The sequence below is a fragment of the Streptomyces sparsogenes subsp. cuspidosporus genome (genome assembly GCF_039532705.1).
GTDB classification, from domain to species: Bacteria; Actinomycetota; Actinomycetes; order Streptomycetales; family Streptomycetaceae; genus Streptomyces; species Streptomyces sparsogenes.
On sequence record NZ_BAAASD010000009.1, the window covers coordinates 35882 to 53426 of the forward strand.

General features: G+C 72.5%; 17 protein-coding genes. 9 read left to right on the top strand and 8 right to left on the bottom strand.

Annotation, left to right across the window (positions count from 1 at the left end):
- Positions 1 to 18: 18 nt before the first annotated feature.
- The 5 genes from ABFY07_RS13805 to ABFY07_RS13825 all read right to left on the bottom strand — a co-directional run bounded on the left by ABFY07_RS13805 (position 19) and on the right by ABFY07_RS13825 (position 5332).
- Complete coding sequence (locus ABFY07_RS13805; protein WP_346174777.1) at positions 19 to 1722, bottom strand: FAD-dependent monooxygenase; 1704 nt, start codon at positions 1720 to 1722, stop codon at positions 19 to 21.
- 178 nt (positions 1723 to 1900) lie between these two features.
- Positions 1901 to 2842 (bottom strand): amino acid ABC transporter permease, encoded by a 942-nt coding sequence (locus ABFY07_RS13810; RefSeq protein ID WP_346174778.1) that lies wholly within the window; start codon positions 2840 to 2842, stop codon positions 1901 to 1903.
- Positions 2839 to 3486: an amino acid ABC transporter permease gene (locus tag ABFY07_RS13815; RefSeq protein WP_346174779.1), complete on the bottom strand. Its 648-nt coding sequence runs from the start codon at positions 3484 to 3486 to the stop codon at positions 2839 to 2841. The genes ABFY07_RS13810 and ABFY07_RS13815 overlap by 4 nt, the downstream gene beginning before the upstream one ends.
- Before the next feature lie 72 nt (positions 3487 to 3558).
- Positions 3559 to 4464: a glutamate ABC transporter substrate-binding protein gene (locus ABFY07_RS13820; protein WP_346174780.1), complete on the bottom strand. Its 906-nt coding sequence runs from the start codon at positions 4462 to 4464 to the stop codon at positions 3559 to 3561.
- Between the two features lie 91 nt (positions 4465 to 4555).
- Positions 4556 to 5332, bottom strand: coding sequence for an amino acid ABC transporter ATP-binding protein (locus ABFY07_RS13825; RefSeq protein WP_065965328.1), 777 nt, complete (start codon positions 5330 to 5332; stop codon positions 4556 to 4558).
- Between the two features lie 272 nt (positions 5333 to 5604).
- Here ABFY07_RS13825 and ABFY07_RS13830 point away from each other — a divergent pair, with 272 nt between their 5' ends.
- Both ABFY07_RS13830 and ABFY07_RS13835 read left to right on the top strand, forming a co-directional pair.
- Positions 5605 to 6315, top strand: a complete 711-nt coding sequence (locus ABFY07_RS13830) for a response regulator transcription factor (protein ID WP_346174781.1) — start codon at positions 5605 to 5607, stop codon at positions 6313 to 6315.
- Positions 6316 to 6336: 21 nt separating this feature from the next.
- Positions 6337 to 7743, top strand: coding sequence for a sensor histidine kinase (locus ABFY07_RS13835; RefSeq protein ID WP_346174782.1), 1407 nt, complete (start codon positions 6337 to 6339; stop codon positions 7741 to 7743).
- A gap of 69 nt (positions 7744 to 7812) precedes the next feature.
- Here ABFY07_RS13835 and ABFY07_RS13840 read toward each other — a convergent pair whose 3' ends face one another.
- Entirely contained in the window at positions 7813 to 8811 is a 999-nt protein-coding gene (locus ABFY07_RS13840; protein ID WP_346174783.1) for a TAXI family TRAP transporter solute-binding subunit, read from the bottom strand.
- A gap of 116 nt (positions 8812 to 8927) precedes the next feature.
- On the opposite strand from ABFY07_RS13840, the gene miaB reads away from it, so the two are divergent.
- The 3 genes from miaB to ABFY07_RS13855 all read left to right on the top strand — a co-directional run bounded on the left by miaB (position 8928) and on the right by ABFY07_RS13855 (position 11584).
- Positions 8928 to 10463 (top strand): tRNA (N6-isopentenyl adenosine(37)-C2)-methylthiotransferase MiaB, encoded by a 1536-nt coding sequence (miaB, locus tag ABFY07_RS13845; protein WP_346174784.1) that lies wholly within the window; start codon positions 8928 to 8930, stop codon positions 10461 to 10463.
- A gap of 82 nt (positions 10464 to 10545) precedes the next feature.
- Positions 10546 to 10851 (top strand): hypothetical protein, encoded by a 306-nt coding sequence (locus ABFY07_RS13850; protein ID WP_346174785.1) that lies wholly within the window; start codon positions 10546 to 10548, stop codon positions 10849 to 10851.
- Positions 10852 to 10861: 10 nt separating this feature from the next.
- Positions 10862 to 11584 carry a class III extradiol dioxygenase subunit B-like domain-containing protein gene (locus ABFY07_RS13855; RefSeq protein ID WP_346174786.1) on the top strand — a complete coding sequence of 241 codons (723 nt, stop codon included), beginning with the start codon at positions 10862 to 10864 and terminating at the stop codon, positions 11582 to 11584.
- 145 nt (positions 11585 to 11729) lie between these two features.
- Here the strand turns inward: ABFY07_RS13855 and ABFY07_RS13860 are convergent, their stop codons facing one another.
- Together ABFY07_RS13860 and ABFY07_RS13865 are read right to left on the bottom strand one after the other, a co-directional pair.
- Positions 11730 to 11993 (bottom strand): antitoxin, encoded by a 264-nt coding sequence (locus tag ABFY07_RS13860; protein ID WP_346174787.1) that lies wholly within the window; start codon positions 11991 to 11993, stop codon positions 11730 to 11732.
- Between the two features lie 24 nt (positions 11994 to 12017).
- Positions 12018 to 12314 carry a hypothetical protein gene (locus ABFY07_RS13865; RefSeq protein WP_346174788.1) on the bottom strand — a complete coding sequence of 99 codons (297 nt, stop codon included), beginning with the start codon at positions 12312 to 12314 and terminating at the stop codon, positions 12018 to 12020.
- 267 nt (positions 12315 to 12581) lie between these two features.
- On the opposite strand from ABFY07_RS13865, the gene miaA reads away from it, so the two are divergent.
- The 4 genes from miaA (at position 12582) to ABFY07_RS13885 (ending at position 17528) form a co-directional block, all read left to right on the top strand.
- Positions 12582 to 13520: a tRNA (adenosine(37)-N6)-dimethylallyltransferase MiaA gene (gene miaA, locus ABFY07_RS13870; protein WP_346174789.1), complete on the top strand. Its 939-nt coding sequence runs from the start codon at positions 12582 to 12584 to the stop codon at positions 13518 to 13520.
- Positions 13521 to 13627: 107 nt separating this feature from the next.
- Positions 13628 to 14134: a hypothetical protein gene (locus ABFY07_RS13875; RefSeq protein WP_346174790.1), complete on the top strand. Its 507-nt coding sequence runs from the start codon at positions 13628 to 13630 to the stop codon at positions 14132 to 14134.
- A gap of 129 nt (positions 14135 to 14263) precedes the next feature.
- A complete protein-coding gene (gene dapF, locus ABFY07_RS13880) occupies positions 14264 to 15178 on the top strand; it encodes a diaminopimelate epimerase (RefSeq protein ID WP_346174791.1) in 915 nt (304 codons plus the stop codon).
- Between the two features lie 136 nt (positions 15179 to 15314).
- Positions 15315 to 17528, top strand: a complete 2214-nt coding sequence (locus tag ABFY07_RS13885; RefSeq protein ID WP_346174792.1) for a RelA/SpoT family protein — start codon at positions 15315 to 15317, stop codon at positions 17526 to 17528.
- The last annotated feature ends 17 nt before the right edge of the window (positions 17529 to 17545 follow it).

A 17545-nucleotide genomic window follows, 5' to 3' on the forward strand; every position in this document is an offset into this window, starting at 1 on the left:
CGCGCCGCGCGCACCGCCCTATCGGCGCGCCGTCGCCTCCGCCTCCACCGCGGGCCCCTCGTCCGCGTCCCGTCCGGCCCGCCCGCCCAGCGCCGCGTCCACGCACGCGTACAGCTCCGCCGGGCGCACCCCGGCCAGCGCCGCGACGAGATGCCCGTCGGGCCGTACCAGCAGCACGGTGTGGGCCGGGGCTCCCGGGTACTCCTCGGCCACCAGCAGCTCGGCCCCCACCGGGAGCGCCGAGATCGCCGCCGCGAGCCGTGGCATCAGCCCGGCGCGCAGCCAGTGGCGGCGGTCCCACACGCCCGTCCCGGGGGCGACGAGGACGACCAGAGGCTCCCGCCCGAGCCGCGCCCACAGCCGGGTGAGCGACCCGTCCGGGGCGGTCACCGGCACATCGGCCGCGAGGGCGCCGATCTCGGTGTCGACGGCGACCGAGCCCTCGGGGGCCGCCGCGGGCGTCAGGGGCGAGCGGCCGTGGACCGGCGGCTCGCCCAGTGGGCCGCGCCCCAGGTGACCGTCGGTGAGCAGCGCGTCGTGGGCGCGCACCGCGCCGGGCAGTACGGAGCGCCGCACCGCGTGCCAGCCGCCGGCCGCCCGCACCAGCGGCAGCGCCTGGTCCGCGGCGCGCAGCCGGGCTCCCATCGCGCCGCGCCGCTCGGCCTGGTAGCTGTCGAGCAGCGCCTCCGTCGCCCCGTGGTGCCAGGCCAGGGACAGCTTCCAGGAGAGGTTGCCGACGTCGCGCAGCCCCTCGTCGAGCCCCTGGGTGCCGAGCGCGCCGACCAGGTGGGCGGCGTCCCCGGCGAGGAAGACACGGCCGACGCGCCAGCGGCGCGCGAGCCGGTGGTGCACGGTGTGCACGCCGGTGTCCAGAAGCTCATGGGGGGGCGCGGGATCGCCGCACCACCCCGTGAGGGTGTCGCGCACCCGCGCGAGGAGCGCCTCCGGCGTGACCAGGTCCCGGCCCGGGGGCAGCAGCCAGTCCAGCCGCCAGACGCCGCGCGGCAGCGGCCGGGCCAGCACCTCCGCGTCGGCCGCGCGCCACGGCGGGGAGCGGTGCAGTACCGCCTCGCCGGGCCAGGGGAGTTCGGCGCGCAGCGCGGCGACCGCGTGCCGTTCCACCGCGGTGCGGCCGGGGAAGCGCACGCCCAGGAGCTTGCGGACGGTGGACCGCGGCCCGTCGCAGCCGATCAGGTAGGCGCCCCGCCACCAGGTGCTCTGGGCGCCGCGGGTGTGGACGGTGACGCCCCGGGCGTCCTGCTCCAGGGTGTCGACGCGGGTGCCCTGGACGATCCGCACCAGGTCCTCGCCCGGGACCGCGGCCAGCGCGGCGCGCAGGGCACGGGTGAGCTCGTGCTGGGGCAGGTGCAGCGGCGACGGCGGAACCGCCTCCGTCTCCTCGTCCGCGGGCCGGCCGCCGCGGCCGTCCGGCGGGCCACTGTCCAGGTGGGCCCCGTCGGGGGCCAGGGCCAGCTGCCGGACCACCTGCCGGCGCCGCAGGGTGCGCCAGCCGGTCCACGGCTCGGCCGCGTCTGCGGCCCGGCAGCCGAGCCGCTCCAGCAGGGCGGCGGTGTCGGGGCGCAGCACGACCGTACGGGCGGGCCGGGGCTCGTCGCCGCCCTGGCTCTCGTCCAACAGGATGACGGGCACTTCGGAGCGCGCGAGCGCGAGGGCCAGGGCGAGGCCGACCGGGCCCGCCCCGGCGACGATCACCGGGTCCACGGCGCGGTTCCCGTGTCCCTGCGTGGCGTACGTGACAGACGAAAACTGGCAGCTGAAACCCGGTGCGCGATCACACAAAGTATGCAACCCACTGCGGGTCCCCGCGTCAAGCGACGGGGGCGGTGGCGCCTGCGCGCCACCGCCCCCGTCGGACCGGATATCGGATTTCGGTATACGGTCAGTTCTTCGTCGCCGTGCCGGCCGGGCCGGCGATCTCGGAGTGATCGACGACGTCCAGAGCGTCTCCCGCCGCGACCGGCTGCTCGGCCGGGGCGACCGCGATGCCGCTCTTGGCGCGCCGGCCGCGCCGCTCGATCCAGGTGGCCAGGGCCGACAGCGCCATACACAGGGCCACGTAGATGGCACCGCCGACGATGATCAACGGGACGTACGGGTTGTCGTCGTTGACAACCGTGTTCCCGGCGATCTGCTGGATCTGGTACAGCAGCTCCGCGTACGTGATCACGTAGCCGAGCGAGGTGTCCTTCAGGGTGACCACCAGCTGGCTGATGATGGTCGGCAGCATCGCGCGGACGCCCTGCGGAATCAGAACCGTCATCATGACCTGGGTCTTGCGCATACCCAGGGCGTAGGCGGCCTCGCGCTGCCCCTTGGGCACCGAGTTGATGCCCGCGCGCAACACCTCGGCCTGCACCGAGCCGTTGTAGACCGTCAGGCCGACGACCAGGGCCCAGAACTCCGTCCCGTCACCGGTGAACCCCAGGTCGTTCTTGTAGGTGAGGAAGAGTACCCACAGGGCGTAGATGGTGATCAGCAGCGGGATGGCCCGGAACAGCTCGATGAAGCCGGTCGCGAGCCAGCGGACCGCCTTGTGCTCCGAGAGCCGGCCCACGGCCAGCACCACGCCGAGCACCAGCGACAGCACCGCGGCCACCACGAACACCTGGAGGGTGGTCAACAGGCCGTCGACGATGTCGTTGCGGATACCCGCGTAGTTGAAGATGTCCCACATCTCCGGCGCGAACTGACCCTTTTCGTTCAGCCGCACGACGATGAAGGCGATCAGGCCGAGCACGGCGAGAGTGCCGATGACCGAGTACACGCGGTTGCGGATACGGGCCTTGGGACCGGGTGCGTCGTACAGGACGCTTGCGCTCATCGGGCCACCTCCATGCGGCGCTCCAGCAGCCGGAAGAGCCCGCTGATGGAGAAAGTGATGACCAGGTAGGCGAGCGCGATCCACAGGAAGATCCAGCCGATCGCGTACCCCTTGTCACTCAGCAGCTTCGAGACGCTGAACAGCTCGGTGTTGCTGAAGGCGCCCGCGATCGCGGAGTTCTTGGTGAGCGCGATGAATATGCTGCTCAGCGGCGGGATCACGGTCCGGGTGGCCTGCGGCAGGACGATCATCCGCAGGGTCTGGAAGAAGGTCATACCCAGGGACCGGGCCGCCTCGGCCTGCCCGATCGGCACCGTGCTGATGCCGGATCGGACAGCCTCGCAGACGAACGTCGAGGTGTAGCAGCCCAGCGCCCCCACGGCGAGCTTGTAGGGGCTCGTCCCGGGGAAGAGGATCTGCGGGATCACGAAGAACGTGATCAGGAACAGCAGGGTCAGCGGGGTGTTCCGCAGCAGGGTGACCCAGGCGGTGCCGAAGGCACGCAGCGGCGGAATGGGGGACACCCTGAAGCCGGCCATGACGATGCCGAGGATGAGGGCGAGCGCCGCGCTGGCCGCGGTCAGCGACAGGGTTCCGAGGAACCCTTCGCGGAACTCAGGGAAGTAATCGAAGAGTAGATTCATCTGTTCTCCGCGCTAGCGGTCAGGTCAGCGCGACGGATCGCACCGGCTTCAGGGCGTACGGGGAGAACCGGCTCAGTAGCGCGGCAGGGGCGTCTCGGGGGCGACGTAGGCGGAGCCGGACTTGCCGAGCGTGCCCTCGTACGCCTTCTTGTAGTCGCCGTTCTTGATGTGCTTCTCGAGCGCGTCGGTGATCGCGTCGCGCAGCGCCTTGTCGTCCTTGTTCATGCCGATGCCGTAGGGCTCCTTGGTGAACGGCTTGCCGACGACCTTGAGCTTGCTCGGGCGCTGGGCGGCGTAGCCCTTGAGAATCGCGTCATCCGTGGTGACCGCGTCCACCTGGCCGTCCAGCAGCTGCTTGACGCACAGCGAGTACTTGCCGAGCTCGGTGGTCTTGGCGCCGTACTTCGACTTCTTGATCTCCTGGAGCGGAGTGGAGCCGACGATGGAACAGACCTTCTTGCCCTTGACCGAGTCCGGGCCGGTGATGCCCTTCTCGTCCTTGCGCACCAGCAGGTCCGCGCCGGCCACGTAGTACGGGCCCGCGAAGCCGACCTGCTTCTTGCGCTCGTCGTTGATCGTGTAGGTGCCGACGTAGTAGTCGACCTGGCCCTTGGAGATGGAGGTCTCGCGGACGTTGGAGTCGACCGTCTTGAACTCGATCTGGTCCTCGGAGAAGCCCAGGTCGGCGGCGACCATCTTGGCGATCTCGATGTCGAAGCCGGAGCGCTTGCCGGTGGTGTCCTCGAAGCCGAGGTAGGGCTGGTCGGCCTTGGCGCCGATGATGAGCTTGCCGCGCTTCTGCGCCGCCTTGAGGGTCGGCGAGTCCAGCTTCACGTCCTTGGCGACGGTGTACTTGCCGCTGATGACCTCGCCGCCCTTGGGCTTGTCACCGGCGTTCCCCTCCTTGCCACCGCAGGCAGCGGTCGCAGCCAGAGCCAGAACCACCGAAGCCGCAGCGGCCGTCTTACGAATACTCATCGTGCATCCCTCAGGTTGTTGTGCGTGCAGACGTGGGTGAGCCGTGCGGGGCTCAGTGGTGACGTGGGGGGGATCGGTGCTGAGGTGGGGCTCAGTGGTGAAGGATCTTGGACAGGAAGTCCTTGGCCCGCTCGCTGCGGGGGTTGTTGAAGAACTCCTCGGGCTTGGCCTCTTCGACGATCCGGCCGTCGGCCATGAAGACCACCCGGTTCGCCGCGGAGCGGGCGAAGCCCATCTCGTGGGTGACGACGACCATCGTCATGCCGTCCCGGGCGAGCTGCTGCATGACGTCCAGCACCTCGTTGATCATCTCCGGGTCGAGCGCGGAGGTCGGCTCGTCGAACAGGATCGCCTTCGGGTCCATGGCGAGCGCCCGGGCGATGGCCACGCGCTGCTGCTGACCGCCGGACATCTGCGCGGGGTACTTGTCCGCCTGCTTGCCCACGCCCACCCGGTCGAGCAGGGTGCGGGCCTTCTCCTCTGCGGCCTTCTTGTCGACCTTGCGCACCTTCAGCTGGCCCAGCATCACGTTCTCGAGCACGGTCTTGTGCGCGAAGAGGTTGAACGACTGGAAGACCATGCCGACGTCGGCACGCAGCCGGGCCAGCTCCCTGCCCTCTTGAGGCAGTGGCTTGCCGTCGATCGTGATGGTGCCGGAGTCGATCGTCTCCAGGCGGTTGATGGTGCGGCAGAGGGTCGACTTGCCGGACCCGGAAGGGCCGATCACGACGACCACTTCGCCCCGGGCGATGTTCAGGTTGATGTCCTGGAGCACATGCAGCGCGCCGAAGTGCTTGTTGACTCCTGACAGCGCAACCAACGCGTCCGCAACAGGCGTTGCGTCCTTGGTCACCGGTACTTCGCTCATTCGGCGTTTCGCTCCGTCCTCCTCGGTTGGGAGGACCTTAGGGGGCCGCCGAGACCAGCGTCATCACATCTGAGCGGAAATTGAGGATAACGATATGACAGCGGGCCGACACTCTGTGTATCCGTGATCCGCTGCTGTCGTACCGGCTACATAACGGAAACCCAAGTGTGACTGAATGCGTCTTGACGAGCACGCGTCCACTGGGCGTGGATGCCCTGTGGCCATGTTGTCGAAACACATGCGCCACTTTCCGAAAGGTGGTGGAGAGGTCGGTGCGACTGCTGCTCGTCGAGGACGACAACCATGTCGCCGCGGCGTTGTCCGCGGTGCTCGCGAGGCACGGTTTCGATGTCACGCACGCTCGCAGCGGCGAGGAGGCGCTCAGAGCGCTGCTGCCCGACTCGGGGCCGCCGTTCGGCGTGGTGCTGCTCGACCTCGGTCTGCCGGATCAGGACGGCTTCCAGGTGTGCGGCCGCATCCGCAAGCGGACCACCACTCCCGTGATCATGGTGACCGCGCGGGCGGACGTACGATCCCGCATCCATGGCCTCAACCTCGGCGCCGACGACTACGTGGTCAAACCCTACGACACCATGGAGTTGCTCGCCCGGATCCACGCTGTGAGTCGGCGCACGCTTCCGGCCGAGCCCGCGGCGGGCCCCGAGGAGACCACCGACGGCCGCCAGCCGCCGCTGCGGATCGGCCCCGTCACCCTCGATCTGCCCACCCGGCAGGTCGCGGTGGACGGCACCACCATCTCCCTCACCCGCAAGGAATTCGACCTGCTCGCGCTGCTCGCCCAGCGCCCCGGCGTCGTCTTCCGCCGCGAACAGATCATCAGCGAGGTCTGGCGCACCAGTTGGGAGGGGACCGGGCGCACCCTCGAGGTGCACATCGCCTCGCTCCGTTCCAAACTCCGCATGCCCGCCCTGATCGAGACGGTCCGCGGCGTCGGGTACCGCCTGGTGTCACCGGCCGTCTGAGGACCCGCGAGACTTCTCCCCGTGCGCACCCGACTTCTCCCGCTCCTCATCGTCCTCATGGCCGGCGTGCTGCTGGCGCTCGGCTTCCCGCTCGCCGGCAGCGTGGCCGCCCGCGAGCAGCAGCGCGTGGTCGTCGACCGGATCGACGACACCGCGCGGTTCGCCGCGCTCGCCCAGTTCGTCACGGCCGGGCCGGCGGCCGCCGCCACCGCGGAGGACGACGAACGGCTGAGCACCCTGAGGGCCGAGCTCCGGCGCTACCACGAGCTGTACGGCATCCGGGGCGGCGTCTTCTACCGGAACGGCAGTCCCATGGCCCAGGCGCCCGGCGACTGGCGGCTGCCCGAAGACGGGGACGGCGCCGAGGCCTTCGACGAGGCCCTCCAGGGCCGTCGCAGCCACGACCCGGACCAGGTCTGGCCCTGGCAGGAGGGCCGGCTCACCGTCGCCTCCCCGGTGGTGCGCGACGGCGACGTGGTGGCCGTCGTCGTCACCGACTCGCCCACCGGGCAGATGCGCTCGCGCATCATCCACGGCTGGCTGCTGATCGGCGCGGGGGAGGCGGCCGCGATGCTCCTGGCGGTCGGCGCGGCCTTCCGGCTCACCGGCTGGGTGCTGCGCCCGGTACGGATCCTCGACACCGCCACCCACGACATCGCCACCGGGCGGCTGCAGTCGCGCGTCGCGGCCGCCTCCGGGCCTCCCGAGCTGCGCCGGCTGGCCCGCTCCTTCAACGAGATGGCCGACAACGTCGAAGAGGTCCTGGAACAACAGCGGGCGTTCGTCGCCGACGCCTCCCACCAGCTGCGCAACCCGCTGTCCGCGCTGCTGCTGCGCATCGAGCTGCTGGCCCTCGAACTGCCCGACGGCCATGAGGAGATCGCCTCGGTGCGCACCGAGGGCAAGCGCCTCGCCCAGGTCCTGGACGACCTCCTCGACCTGGCCCTGGCCGAGCACTCCACCACCGACCTGGGGCTCACCGACATCGCCGAACTCGCCACCGACCGCGTGGACGCCTGGCTCCCGGTCGCCGAGCGCAAAGGCGTCCGCCTGTCATACCAGGGCCCGACGGCCGTCACCGGCTGGGCCGACCCGGTGGCGCTGTCCAGCGCCCTGGACGCGGTCGTGGACAACGCCGTGAAGTTCACTCCCGCCGGGGCTGACGTGGTGGTCTCCGCCCAGCCGGACGGGGACACGGTCGCGATCGTCGTCGCCGACGGGGGCCCCGGCCTCACCGAGGACGAACTCGCCCGCGTCGGCGACCGCTTCTGGCGCAGCAGCCGCCACCAGAACATCTCCGGCTCGGGCCTGGGGCTGTCGATCTCCAGGGCGCTGCTCGCCGCGGGCGGCGCCACCATCGCGTACGCCCCCAACGAGCCGTGCGGGCTGCGGGTGACCATCACCCTGCCGCGCACGGCGCCGCAGTGATCAGCGCTACGGCTTGACCGAGCGGCGCTACGGCTTGACCGAGCGGCGCTACGGCCTGGCCGAACGGCGCTACGGCTTGACCGAGCGGTAGTAGCGGGCCGCGCCCGTGTGCAGGTCCAGCGGGTCGGTGAAGATCGCGGTGCGCAGGTCCACCTTCTGCGCCGCGTGCACCTTGACCCCGATGCGGTCCCGGTTCTCTATCACGGTCCGGGTGACGGCCTCCGCGAGCGCGGGGTCCACCCGGTCCGTGGTGACCAGCAGGTTCGGCACGGCGATCGTCTTGATGGCGTCCTGCTGACCCATGTCCTCGTACGCGTCGGCGGGCACCGAGGCCGCCCGGTAGTAGCGGGTCACGCCGCCCTGGCGGTGCAGCGGGCCGATGAGGTCGCCGAGTTGGACCAGCCGGATCGGGAAGTCGTGGGCGAGGGTGCGCACCGCGGTCGTGGGAAGCCCACCGGACCAGAAGAACGCGTCCAGCTTCCCGGCCTTCAGCAGAGCCGGCATCTGGTCGATGCCCTTCCGTACGGCGTGGACGTCCCGGTCCATGTCGAGCCCGGCGGCCTTGAGCAACGACTTGGCGATCAGCTGCACACCCGAGTCGTCCTCGCCGACCCCGACCCGCAGCCCCTTGAGGTCCCGGGCGGACCGCACCTTGGAGCCCTTGGCCACCACGAGCTGCATGTAGTCGTCGTACAGCCGCGCGCAGGCGCGCAGCCGGTCGGCGTGGGCCCCGCCCTGCTCCTGGTAGGCGGCGACCGCGTCACTGGCGGCGATGGCGAACGTGGCCCGGCCCTCCGCGAGCCGCCGGACGTTGTCCGGAGAGCCCTTGGAGCGCTGAAGCGTCACATGCAGGCCGGGGAGGTCCCGCGCGAGATCGCGCCGCAGCATCTTGCCGTACGTCTCGTAGACCCCGGTGGGCACGCCCGTCGCGAAGGTCACCCGGCCTCGCGGGGACTCGTCGCCCCCCATCGGCAGCAGCCACCACAGCAGAAGTGCGAGCGCGAGGGCACCGGCGCCGGCGGACAGCAGCGCGCGGCGCCGGCCAAGGCGCGGAAGACGGACGGCCATGGCCGAGATCCTGCCAGCCCCCGGGGGCGAAGGGGGAGGCGGGGGACGCCCGCGGGCGGCCGAAGGCGTGGGAGCGCGGGGACGAGGCCCTCCGCGGACCGCCTACCCTTGGACGCATGACCAGCAGCGACCGGAGCACGGCGGTGGATGTCCGCTCATCTAAGACATATGAGATCCGCACCTACGGGTGTCAGATGAACGTCCACGACTCCGAGCGGCTCTCCGGCCTCTTGGAGGAGGCCGGCTACGTCCGCGCGCCCGAGGGGGCGGGCGAGGGCGACGAGGCCTTCGCGGACATCGTCGTGTTCAACACCTGCGCGGTGCGGGAGAACGCCGACAACAGGCTGTACGGCAACCTCGGCAGGCTGGCGCCGGTCAAGGCCAGGCGCCCCGGCATGCAGATCGCCGTCGGCGGGTGCCTGGCCCAGAAGGACCGCGACACCATCGTCAAGAAGGCCCCCTGGGTCGACGTGGTCTTCGGCACCCACAACATCGGCAGCCTGCCGGTGCTGCTGGAGCGCGCCCGGATCCAGGAAGAGGCCCAGGTCGAGATCGCCGAATCCCTGGAGGCATTCCCCTCCACCCTCCCGACGCGGCGGGAGTCGGCCTACGCAGCCTGGGTCTCCATCTCCGTCGGCTGCAACAACACCTGCACCTTCTGCATCGTCCCGGCGCTGCGCGGCAAGGAGAAGGACCGCCGCCCGGGCGACATCCTCGCCGAGGTGGAGGCCCTCGTCGCCGAGGGCGTCAGCGAGATCACCCTGCTCGGCCAGAACGTCAACGCGTACGGGTCGGACATCGGCGACCGCGAGGCGTTCAGCAAGCTGCTGCGCGCCTGCGGGAAGGTGGCGGGCCTGGAGCGGGTCCGCTTCACCTCGCCCCACCCCCGCGACTTCACGGACGACGTGATCGCCGCCATGGCCGAGACCGACAACGTGATGCCCCAGCTCCACATGCCGCTCCAGTCCGGCTCCGACGCCGTACTGAAGGCGATGCGCCGCTCCTACCGGCAGGAGCGCTACCTGGGGATCATCGAGAAGGTGCGCGCCGCCATGCCCGACGCCGCCATCTCGACCGACATCATCGTCGGCTTCCCCGGCGAGACCGACGCCGACTTCGAGCAGACCCTGCACGTGGTGCGCGAGGCGCGCTTCGCCCAGGCCTTCACCTTCCAGTACTCCAAGCGGCCCGGCACCCCGGCCGCCGAGATGGACGGCCAGGTGCCGAAGGCCGTCGTGCAGGAGCGGTACGAGCGGCTGGTCGCCCTCCAGGAGGAGATCTCCTGGGAGGAGAACAAGAAGCAGGTCGGCCGGACCGTGGAGGTGCTGGTCGCCGAGGGCGAGGGCCGCAAGGACGGCGCGACGCGGCGGCTGTCCGGCCGCGCCCCCGACAACCGGCTGGTCCACTTCACGCGGCCCGAGGAGAGCGTCCGCCCGGGCGATGTCGTCACCGTGGACATCACCTACGCCGCTCCGCACCACCTGCTCGCCGAGGGCCCGGCCCGGGGCGTGCGGCGCACCCGCGCGGGCGACGCCTGGGAGCGGCGCAACGCGGCCGAGGCGAAGAAGACCGCGGGCGTGATGCTGGGCCTGCCGACCGTCGGCGCTCCGCCGCCGGTCGCCGTGCCCGCCGCGGGCTGCGGCTGCGACTGACACGACCGGCCGATCTCCACGGGGGGACGGCGTGACGGGGGAGACGGCATGGCATGGGGGGCGGCGTGACGGGGGGAACGGCATGACGGGGGAGGACGCGCCGGGAGCCGGCCCGGCGACGTGGTGGGGCCTGATCGTCGAGTGGCACTTTTCGGCGGTCGCCCTGGACCACATCAGAGGCACCCGGGAGGAGGCGCTGGAGGCGCTGCGCGAGCGCGCCCTGCGCTACCAGCCGAAGCACCCGGCCCATCCGACCCGCCGGCTGGTGTACCGGGACGGCGACACCTTTCTGCTGATCCTGGAGACCTTCGGCGACAACTACCGCTTCCGGTTCCGGGTGGCCGAACTGCTGTGGGACTCCGCGCCCCGGCCCGGGTCCCCCGGATAGGCTGGCGATCATGCTGATCGCCGCCGCCGTGTGTCCCTGTCCGCCGCTGCTGGTGCCCGAGGTCGCCGCCGGGGCGGCCGGTGAGCTGGACACGCTGCGCGCGGCGTGCCTGGACGCGGTCGGCGTGCTGGCCGCGGCGCGGCCCGATCGGCTGATCGTCGTCGGGCCCGCTGAGCGCGACGGGCGCGGACCGCACCCGCAGGGCACGCCCGGCTCCTTCGGCGGCTTCGGGGTGGACCTGGCCGTACGGCTCGGCGACTGGGACGAGCCCGCGGGCGAGGCGTCCGAGCGGGCGCTGCCGCCCTCGCTGGCCGTGGCCGCGTGGCTGCTGGAGCGCGCACGGTGGCAGGCGGCGCCGGTCGAGGGGCTGGGGGTGGGGGAACCTCTGGCCGCCGAGCGGTGTAGAGAAGTCGGGAGGGAGCTTGCGGCGCAGGCCGAGCGGGTCGCGCTGCTGGTGATGGGCGACGGCAGCGCGTGCCGGACGGTGAAGGCCCCGGGCTATCTCGACGAGCGGGCGGCCGCCTTCGACGAGGCGGTGGCGCGGGCGCTGGGCGCGGCGGACATCGGCGCGCTCGCCGAGCTGGACGAGCAGCTGGCGGCCGAGCTGAAGGCGGCGGGCCGGGCGCCGTTGCAGGTGCTCGCGGGCGCGGGCGAAGGGGCCGCGCTGAAGGGGGAGTTGCGGTATGAGGGGGCGCCGTACGGCGTGGGGTATTTCATCGCGATGTGGTCGTAGCGGGCGCGGGCGCAGGCCCGGCCCGCGGGGTGCCGGGTGGCGGTCCGGGAGCGGGTACGGGCGGCGGGGTGCCGGGTGGCGGTCCGGGAGCGGGTACGGGCGCGGCCGCGGAGCGGGTGCTCCGCGGCCGTTCACCGATCGGGGTTCAGGCGTCGTGCCGACCGTGGCCCGGCCGGCCCTTGGCCCTGCCTTTGCCCTCGGGCGTCTGGGAGAAGCGGTTGAGGGCGTCCTTGGCCTTGTCCGCACCGGTCTCGAGTTTGTCGCGGTACTTGCCCTTGGTCTTGGCGTCGACCGTCCTGACGGCCTTGTCCAGGCCCCGCTCGATCCGGGACTCATGCTGCCGCGTGAAGCCGACGGCCTTGTCCTTCATGGCTCCGGCCTTGGCCTTGAGGTTGTCCAGCGCGCTCATGGGCCACCTTCCCTCGGTCAATGACTATCTCCGGGCGCTCTCACCGGTTCCGCTGCCCGCGGCGCCGTCCAAGGAGTCCTGCGAAGCCTCCGGAGCCGGCTCCGGCTCGGGCTTCGGCTCGGCCTCCCGCGCGGCCTCGACCTCCTGCTTGGACTGCTGCTTCGGGATGCCGACGCCGTCACCCGCCAAGGCCGCGGCCCCGGCGGGCGGTCCCGGCTCCGTGACGTCCGCCGCGCCGACCGTCACTCCGGCCGTGTCCCCGGACGCGCCGGCCGTGTCCCCGGACGCGTCGGATGTCGCTCCGGTCGTTTCGGCCGTCACTCCGGCTGACACTCCGGCCGCTTCCCCGGCCGTCTCCCCGGCCGCCTCCCCAGGCGCCGACGTGTCATCGGGAGCGTGCTCGGTTGACGCCTCGGGCGGTCGACTCGCCTCCTTTGAGGCTCGGCGAAACCAGTCAAAAACACCCATTTGTATCTCCATACCCTACTCGTGTGGGCGATATCGCGTGCCGCTCAGGCAACGACCCCTGAGGGTTTCCGTCACGTCGCTCATTCGAGTAGCCCGTCCGGCGTTTGCGAGACTGGTCCGGTGAATACAGCAGGCCCCCCACCCCGCGTCATCGCCGTCGTCGGCCCCACCGCGGCCGGAAAGTCGGACCTGGGCGTCGCGCTCGCCCACCACCTCGGCGGCGAGGTGGTCAACGCCGACTCCATGCAGCTCTACCGGGGCATGGACATCGGCACCGCCAAGCTGACCGAGGAGGAGCGCCAAGGCGTGCCCCACCGGCTGCTGGACATCTGGGACGTCACCGAGACGGCAAGCGTCGCCGAGTACCAGCGGCTGGCCCGCGCCGAGATCGACCGGCTGCTGGCGGAAGGCCGCACCCCCGTCCTGGTCGGCGGCTCGGGGCTGTACATCCGCGGCGCGATCGACGCCCTGGAGTTCCCCGGCACGGACCCGGCCGTCCGTGCCCGCCTGGAGGCCGAGCTGGCGGAGCTGGGCCCCGGGGCCCTGCACACCCGGCTCGCCGCAGCCGACCCGGAGGCGGCCCGCGCGATCCTGCCCAGCAACGGCCGGCGGGTGGTGCGGGCGCTGGAGGTCATCGAGATCACCGGCCGCCCCTTCACCGCCAACCTGCCGGGCCACGAGGCCGTCTACGACACCCTGCAGATCGGCGTGGACGTCGAGCGCCCCGAGCTCGACGAGCGCATCGCCCGGCGCGTGGACCGCATGTGGGAGGCCGGGCTCGTGGACGAGGTGCGGCGGCTGGAGGGCGCCGGGCTGCGCGCCGGCCGCACCGCCTCCCGCGCGCTGGGCTATCAGCAGGTGCTCGCCGCGCTCGCCGGGGAGTACGGCGAGGACCAGGCGCGCGCCGAGACCGTGCGGGCCACCAAACGGTTCGCGCGCCGCCAGGACTCCTGGTTCCGGCGCGACCCGCGCGTCCACTGGCTCAGCGGCGCGGCCGACCGCCGCGAGCGGCTTCTGCCGGACGCGCTGGCGTTGGTCGACCGGGCGGTCACAGCCTGATCACGTGATGGCATCGGGACGCTCCGTATGCCATAACGGCCCCTGCGGGCGTGCCATCATCGAGCTCCGATCGTGCTGTTGTTCAGGAGTTGGGAGGGCGGGTGGCGATGGAGGCCGGCCCTCGCGACGCATCGCAGCAGTCGCCCCACGGCGACCCCGGACCGCTCACCTCCGACAGCCCGGACCTCGCCTCCGACGGCCCCGACGACGATCCGGTCTCCGGCGAACCGGGCACCCCGGCGATCGACGACGGCACCGAGGGACTCCCCGCCTCCGGCGAGTCCTTCAGCGACCTGCGGCCGCCGCGCCGGCTGCGGATCTGGCAGCTCGCGCCGATCGTCGGCCTGGCCATCCTCGGCTCCCTGATGTTCGCCTTCCCGCTCGCCTTCGAATTCGGCGACGGCGGGGCGGTGGTCGCCATGCTCGGGCTGCTGCTCAGTTGCTGTGCCGCCGGGTGGGGCCTGACGGCCGCCCGCCGCGTCGGCTACACCTGGCCCGGGCTGCCGCCCCGGGGCTCCGGGCGCCGCCCCGACTGGCGCTTCGTCGTCCTGTACGTGGTGGTGGTGGCCCTGCTGGCCGCCCTCACCATCTGGCGCGTCGCCCGGCTCCGCTAGCTCCTCCGCGAGCCCCTCCGTGAGCCCCGTCCGGCGGCTCCTGAGCGGGCCCCGCCGGCGCTCCCATGGCCCCCGCGGTGGGCGGGCCCCGTCCCGGCGGTTGTCCCCGGCGCCCCGTAAGATCGAGGGATGAGCGACGCCCCCCGGCCGGCCTTCCTCAAGGGCCACGGCACCGAGAACGACTTCGTCATCGTCCCCGACCCGGACGGTCGGCTGGAGCTGTCCCCGGCCGCCGTCGCCCGCATCTGCGACCGGCGGGCCGGGATCGGCGGTGACGGGCTGATCCGTGTCGTGCGGTCCTCGGCGCACCCGGAGGCGCGGGGCATGGCCGACGAGGCCGAGTGGTTCATGGACTACCGCAACAGCGACGGCAGCGTCGCCGAGATGTGCGGCAACGGCGTTCGCGTCTTCGCCCGCTACCTGCAGCGGGCCGGGCTCGTCGAGCCGGGCGATCTCGCGGTCGCCACCCGGGCCGGGGTGCGGCGCGTCCACATCGCCAAGGACGGGCCCGGCGGCGCGGACGGCCCCGGCGGGGCGATCACCGTCGGGATGGGCAAGGCCCTGCTGCCCGAGCCCGGCCCCGGGGGCCCGGTCACGGTCACGGTCGGCGAGCACAGCTGGCCCGCCCGCCACGTGGACATGGGCAACCCGCACGCGGTCGCGTTCGTCGACGACCTCGCGCAGGCGGGCCGCCTGCTCGACGCTCCCGCCGTGACCCCCCGCTCCGCGTACCCCCACGGCACCAACGTCGAGTTCGTGGTCGACCGCGGCCCGCGCCATGTGGCGATGCGGGTGCACGAGCGCGGCTCCGGCGAGACCCGCTCCTGCGGCACCGGCGCCTGCGCCGTGATGGTCGCCGCCGCCCGCAGGGACGGGGCCGAGCCGGCGGTCGACGGCCGGCCCGTCACCTACACCGTGGACGTCCCCGGCGGACGCCTGGTGATCAGCGAGCTTCCGGACGGGACGGTGGAGATGACCGGCCCGGCGGTGATCGTCGCCGAGGGCGAGCTCGACCCCGACTGGCTGGACACGGCCCTCGGCTGACAGTTCACCCCAATGGGTGATCCATTTCACTCTGGGCGAGAGCCGGTCGGCCGTGCGTGATGGGCTCGGTAGCATCAAGCACCGGCCCAGGGGGAGTGCCCATGCCGGTTGACGCTCGACGCCGCCGGAGGTGCCCATGAGCGCAGAGGCCACCGACCACGCCGCGCTTGGCCGCAGGCGCGGCCTCCCGCGCATCGACCTGCGCAATCTCCGCAGGTTCAGCAGGACCGCCCTGTTGGGGCCGGCCTCCCGCGGCCGCCTGCCGGACGCGATCGAGCACGTGGCCAAGGTGCACAGGGCCCACCATCCCGGAGCCGATCTCGACGTGCTGCGCAAGGCCTATGTGCTCGCCGAGTCCTCCCACCGCGGCCAGATGCGCAAGAGCGGCGAGCCGTACATCACCCATCCGCTCGCCGTCACCCTCATTCTCGCGGAACTGGGCGCCGAGACCACGACATTGACCGCCTCGCTACTCCACGACACGGTCGAGGACACCGAGGTGACCCTGGATCAGGTCGGCGAGCAGTTCGGCGAGGAGGTCCGCTATCTCGTCGACGGCGTCACCAAGTTGGAGAAGGTCGACTACGGCGCGGCGGCCGAGCCCGAGACCTTCCGCAAGATGCTGGTCGCGACGGGCAACGACGTACGGGTGATGTCCATCAAGCTCGCCGACCGCCTGCACAACATGCGCACCCTGGGCGTGATGCGCCCCGAGAAACAGGCCCGCATCGCGAAGGTCACCCGCGATGTGCTGATCCCGCTCGCCGAGCGGCTGGGCGTGCAGGCCCTCAAGACCGAGCTGGAGGACCTGGTCTTCGCCATCCTCCACCCCGCGGAATACGCCCGCACCCGCGAGCTCCTGCTGGACCACGCGCGCCGCCCGGACCCGCTCGCCCGCGCCGCCGAGGACGTACGCGCCGTGCTGCACGAGGCGGGCATCGCCGCCGAAGTCCTCGTCCGGCCCCGGCACTTCGTGTCCGTCTACCGGGTGGGCCTCAAGCGCGGCGAGCTGACCGGCTCCGACCTCGGCCGGCTGCTCGTCCTCGTCTCGGAGGACGCCGACTGCTACGCGGTCCTCGGCGAGCTGCACACCTGCTTCACCCCGGTCATCTCGGAGTTCAAGGACTTCATCGCGGTCCCCAAGTTCAACCTTTACCAGTCGCTGCACACGGCGGTGGCCGGGCGCGACGGCGAGGTCGCCGAGGTCCTCATCCGCACCCACCAGATGCACCGGGTGGCGGAGGCCGGAGTGATCGCCCTCGGCAATCCGTACGCGACCACCACCGCACCGCACGCGCCGCTGGAGGCCGCCGCCGACGCCCCCGACGGCGAGCGCGCCGACCCCACCCGCCCCGGCTGGCTGTCGCGGCTGCTGGCCTGGCAGAGCGCGGCCCCCGACCCCGACACCTTCTGGTCCTCGCTGCGCGCCGAGCTCGCCCAGGACCGGGAGATCACCGTCTTCCGGGCCGACGGCGGCACACTGGGCCTGCCCGCGGGCGCGAGCTGTGTGGACGCCGCGTACGCCCAGTACGGGGAGGGGGCCCACGACTGCATCGGGGCCCGGGTCAACGGCCGCATCGCGACGCTGAGCACCGTGCTGCGCGACGGCGACATGCTCCAGTTGCTCATGGCCCGCGACAGCCGGGACGCCTCATCCTCCGGCCCCTCGCCCGAGTGGCTCGACCATGCCCGTACCCCGGCCGCGCGCATCGCCATCAGCCGCTGGCTGGCGGCCCACCCGGAGCGGCAGCAGCCTCCGTCGGCCGCCACCGCCCCGGCCGCCGAACCGGATCCCGCCCAGGCCGGGGGCGCCGGATCCGGTGCGCCCGGCGGGGGCGGCGCCTCCGGCGCGGCCGCGGTCCGGCAGGCCGCGGCGCCCGCCATCGCCGCGGACCTGCCCGGCGCGGCTGTGCGGCTGGCCGGGTGTTGCACCCCCGTGCCCCCGGACGCGGTCATCGGCTTCGCGGTGCGCGGCGGGGCCGTCATCACGGTGCACCGCGAGCGGTGCCCCGCCGTGTCCCGGATGACGGCGGCCGGGCGCGCCACGGTCGGGGTGCGCTGGCTGGACGGGGAGGAGGGCGACGCGGGCGACTACCGCGTGACCCTGGTGGCCGAGGCCTTCAGCAGGCCGCATCTGCTGGCCGACCTCACCGAGGCCATCGCCGCCGAGGGCGTGGCCGTCGTCTCGGCCGCCGTCGAGCCGCCCCACGAGCAGCGCGTCCGCCACACCTACACGCTCCAACTGCCCGACCCGGGCCGGCTGCCGGCCCTGATGCGCGCCATGCGCGATGTGCCCGGCGTCTACGACGTGACGCGTGCGGGCCGTGAGATGGCGGCGGCGCGGCCCTGACCCCGGCCCGGCCCCGA

What these genes read in the sequence shown, in the direction of transcription:
- ABFY07_RS13850 (WP_346174785.1), top strand. Translation starts at nt 10,546, where the DNA reads ATGACGGGGGAGGACGCGCCGGGAGCCGGCCCGGCGACGTGGTGGGGC.
- ABFY07_RS13825 (WP_065965328.1), bottom strand. Translation starts at nt 5,332, where the DNA reads ATGAGCGAAGTACCGGTGACCAAGGACGCAACGCCTGTTGCGGACGCG.
- ABFY07_RS13815 (WP_346174779.1), bottom strand. Translation starts at nt 3,486, where the DNA reads ATGAATCTACTCTTCGATTACTTCCCTGAGTTCCGCGAAGGGTTCCTC.
- ABFY07_RS13855 (WP_346174786.1), top strand. Translation starts at nt 10,862, where the DNA reads ATGCTGATCGCCGCCGCCGTGTGTCCCTGTCCGCCGCTGCTGGTGCCC.
- ABFY07_RS13840 (WP_346174783.1), bottom strand. Translation starts at nt 8,811, where the DNA reads ATGGCCGTCCGTCTTCCGCGCCTTGGCCGGCGCCGCGCGCTGCTGTCC.
- ABFY07_RS13885 (WP_346174792.1), top strand. Translation starts at nt 15,315, where the DNA reads ATGAGCGCAGAGGCCACCGACCACGCCGCGCTTGGCCGCAGGCGCGGC.
- ABFY07_RS13810 (WP_346174778.1), bottom strand. Translation starts at nt 2,842, where the DNA reads ATGAGCGCAAGCGTCCTGTACGACGCACCCGGTCCCAAGGCCCGTATC.
- dapF (WP_346174791.1), top strand. Translation starts at nt 14,264, where the DNA reads ATGAGCGACGCCCCCCGGCCGGCCTTCCTCAAGGGCCACGGCACCGAG.
- ABFY07_RS13820 (WP_346174780.1), bottom strand. Translation starts at nt 4,464, where the DNA reads ATGAGTATTCGTAAGACGGCCGCTGCGGCTTCGGTGGTTCTGGCTCTG.
- miaB (WP_346174784.1), top strand. Translation starts at nt 8,928, where the DNA reads ATGACCAGCAGCGACCGGAGCACGGCGGTGGATGTCCGCTCATCTAAG.
- ABFY07_RS13875 (WP_346174790.1), top strand. Translation starts at nt 13,628, where the DNA reads ATGGAGGCCGGCCCTCGCGACGCATCGCAGCAGTCGCCCCACGGCGAC.
- ABFY07_RS13860 (WP_346174787.1), bottom strand. Translation starts at nt 11,993, where the DNA reads ATGAGCGCGCTGGACAACCTCAAGGCCAAGGCCGGAGCCATGAAGGAC.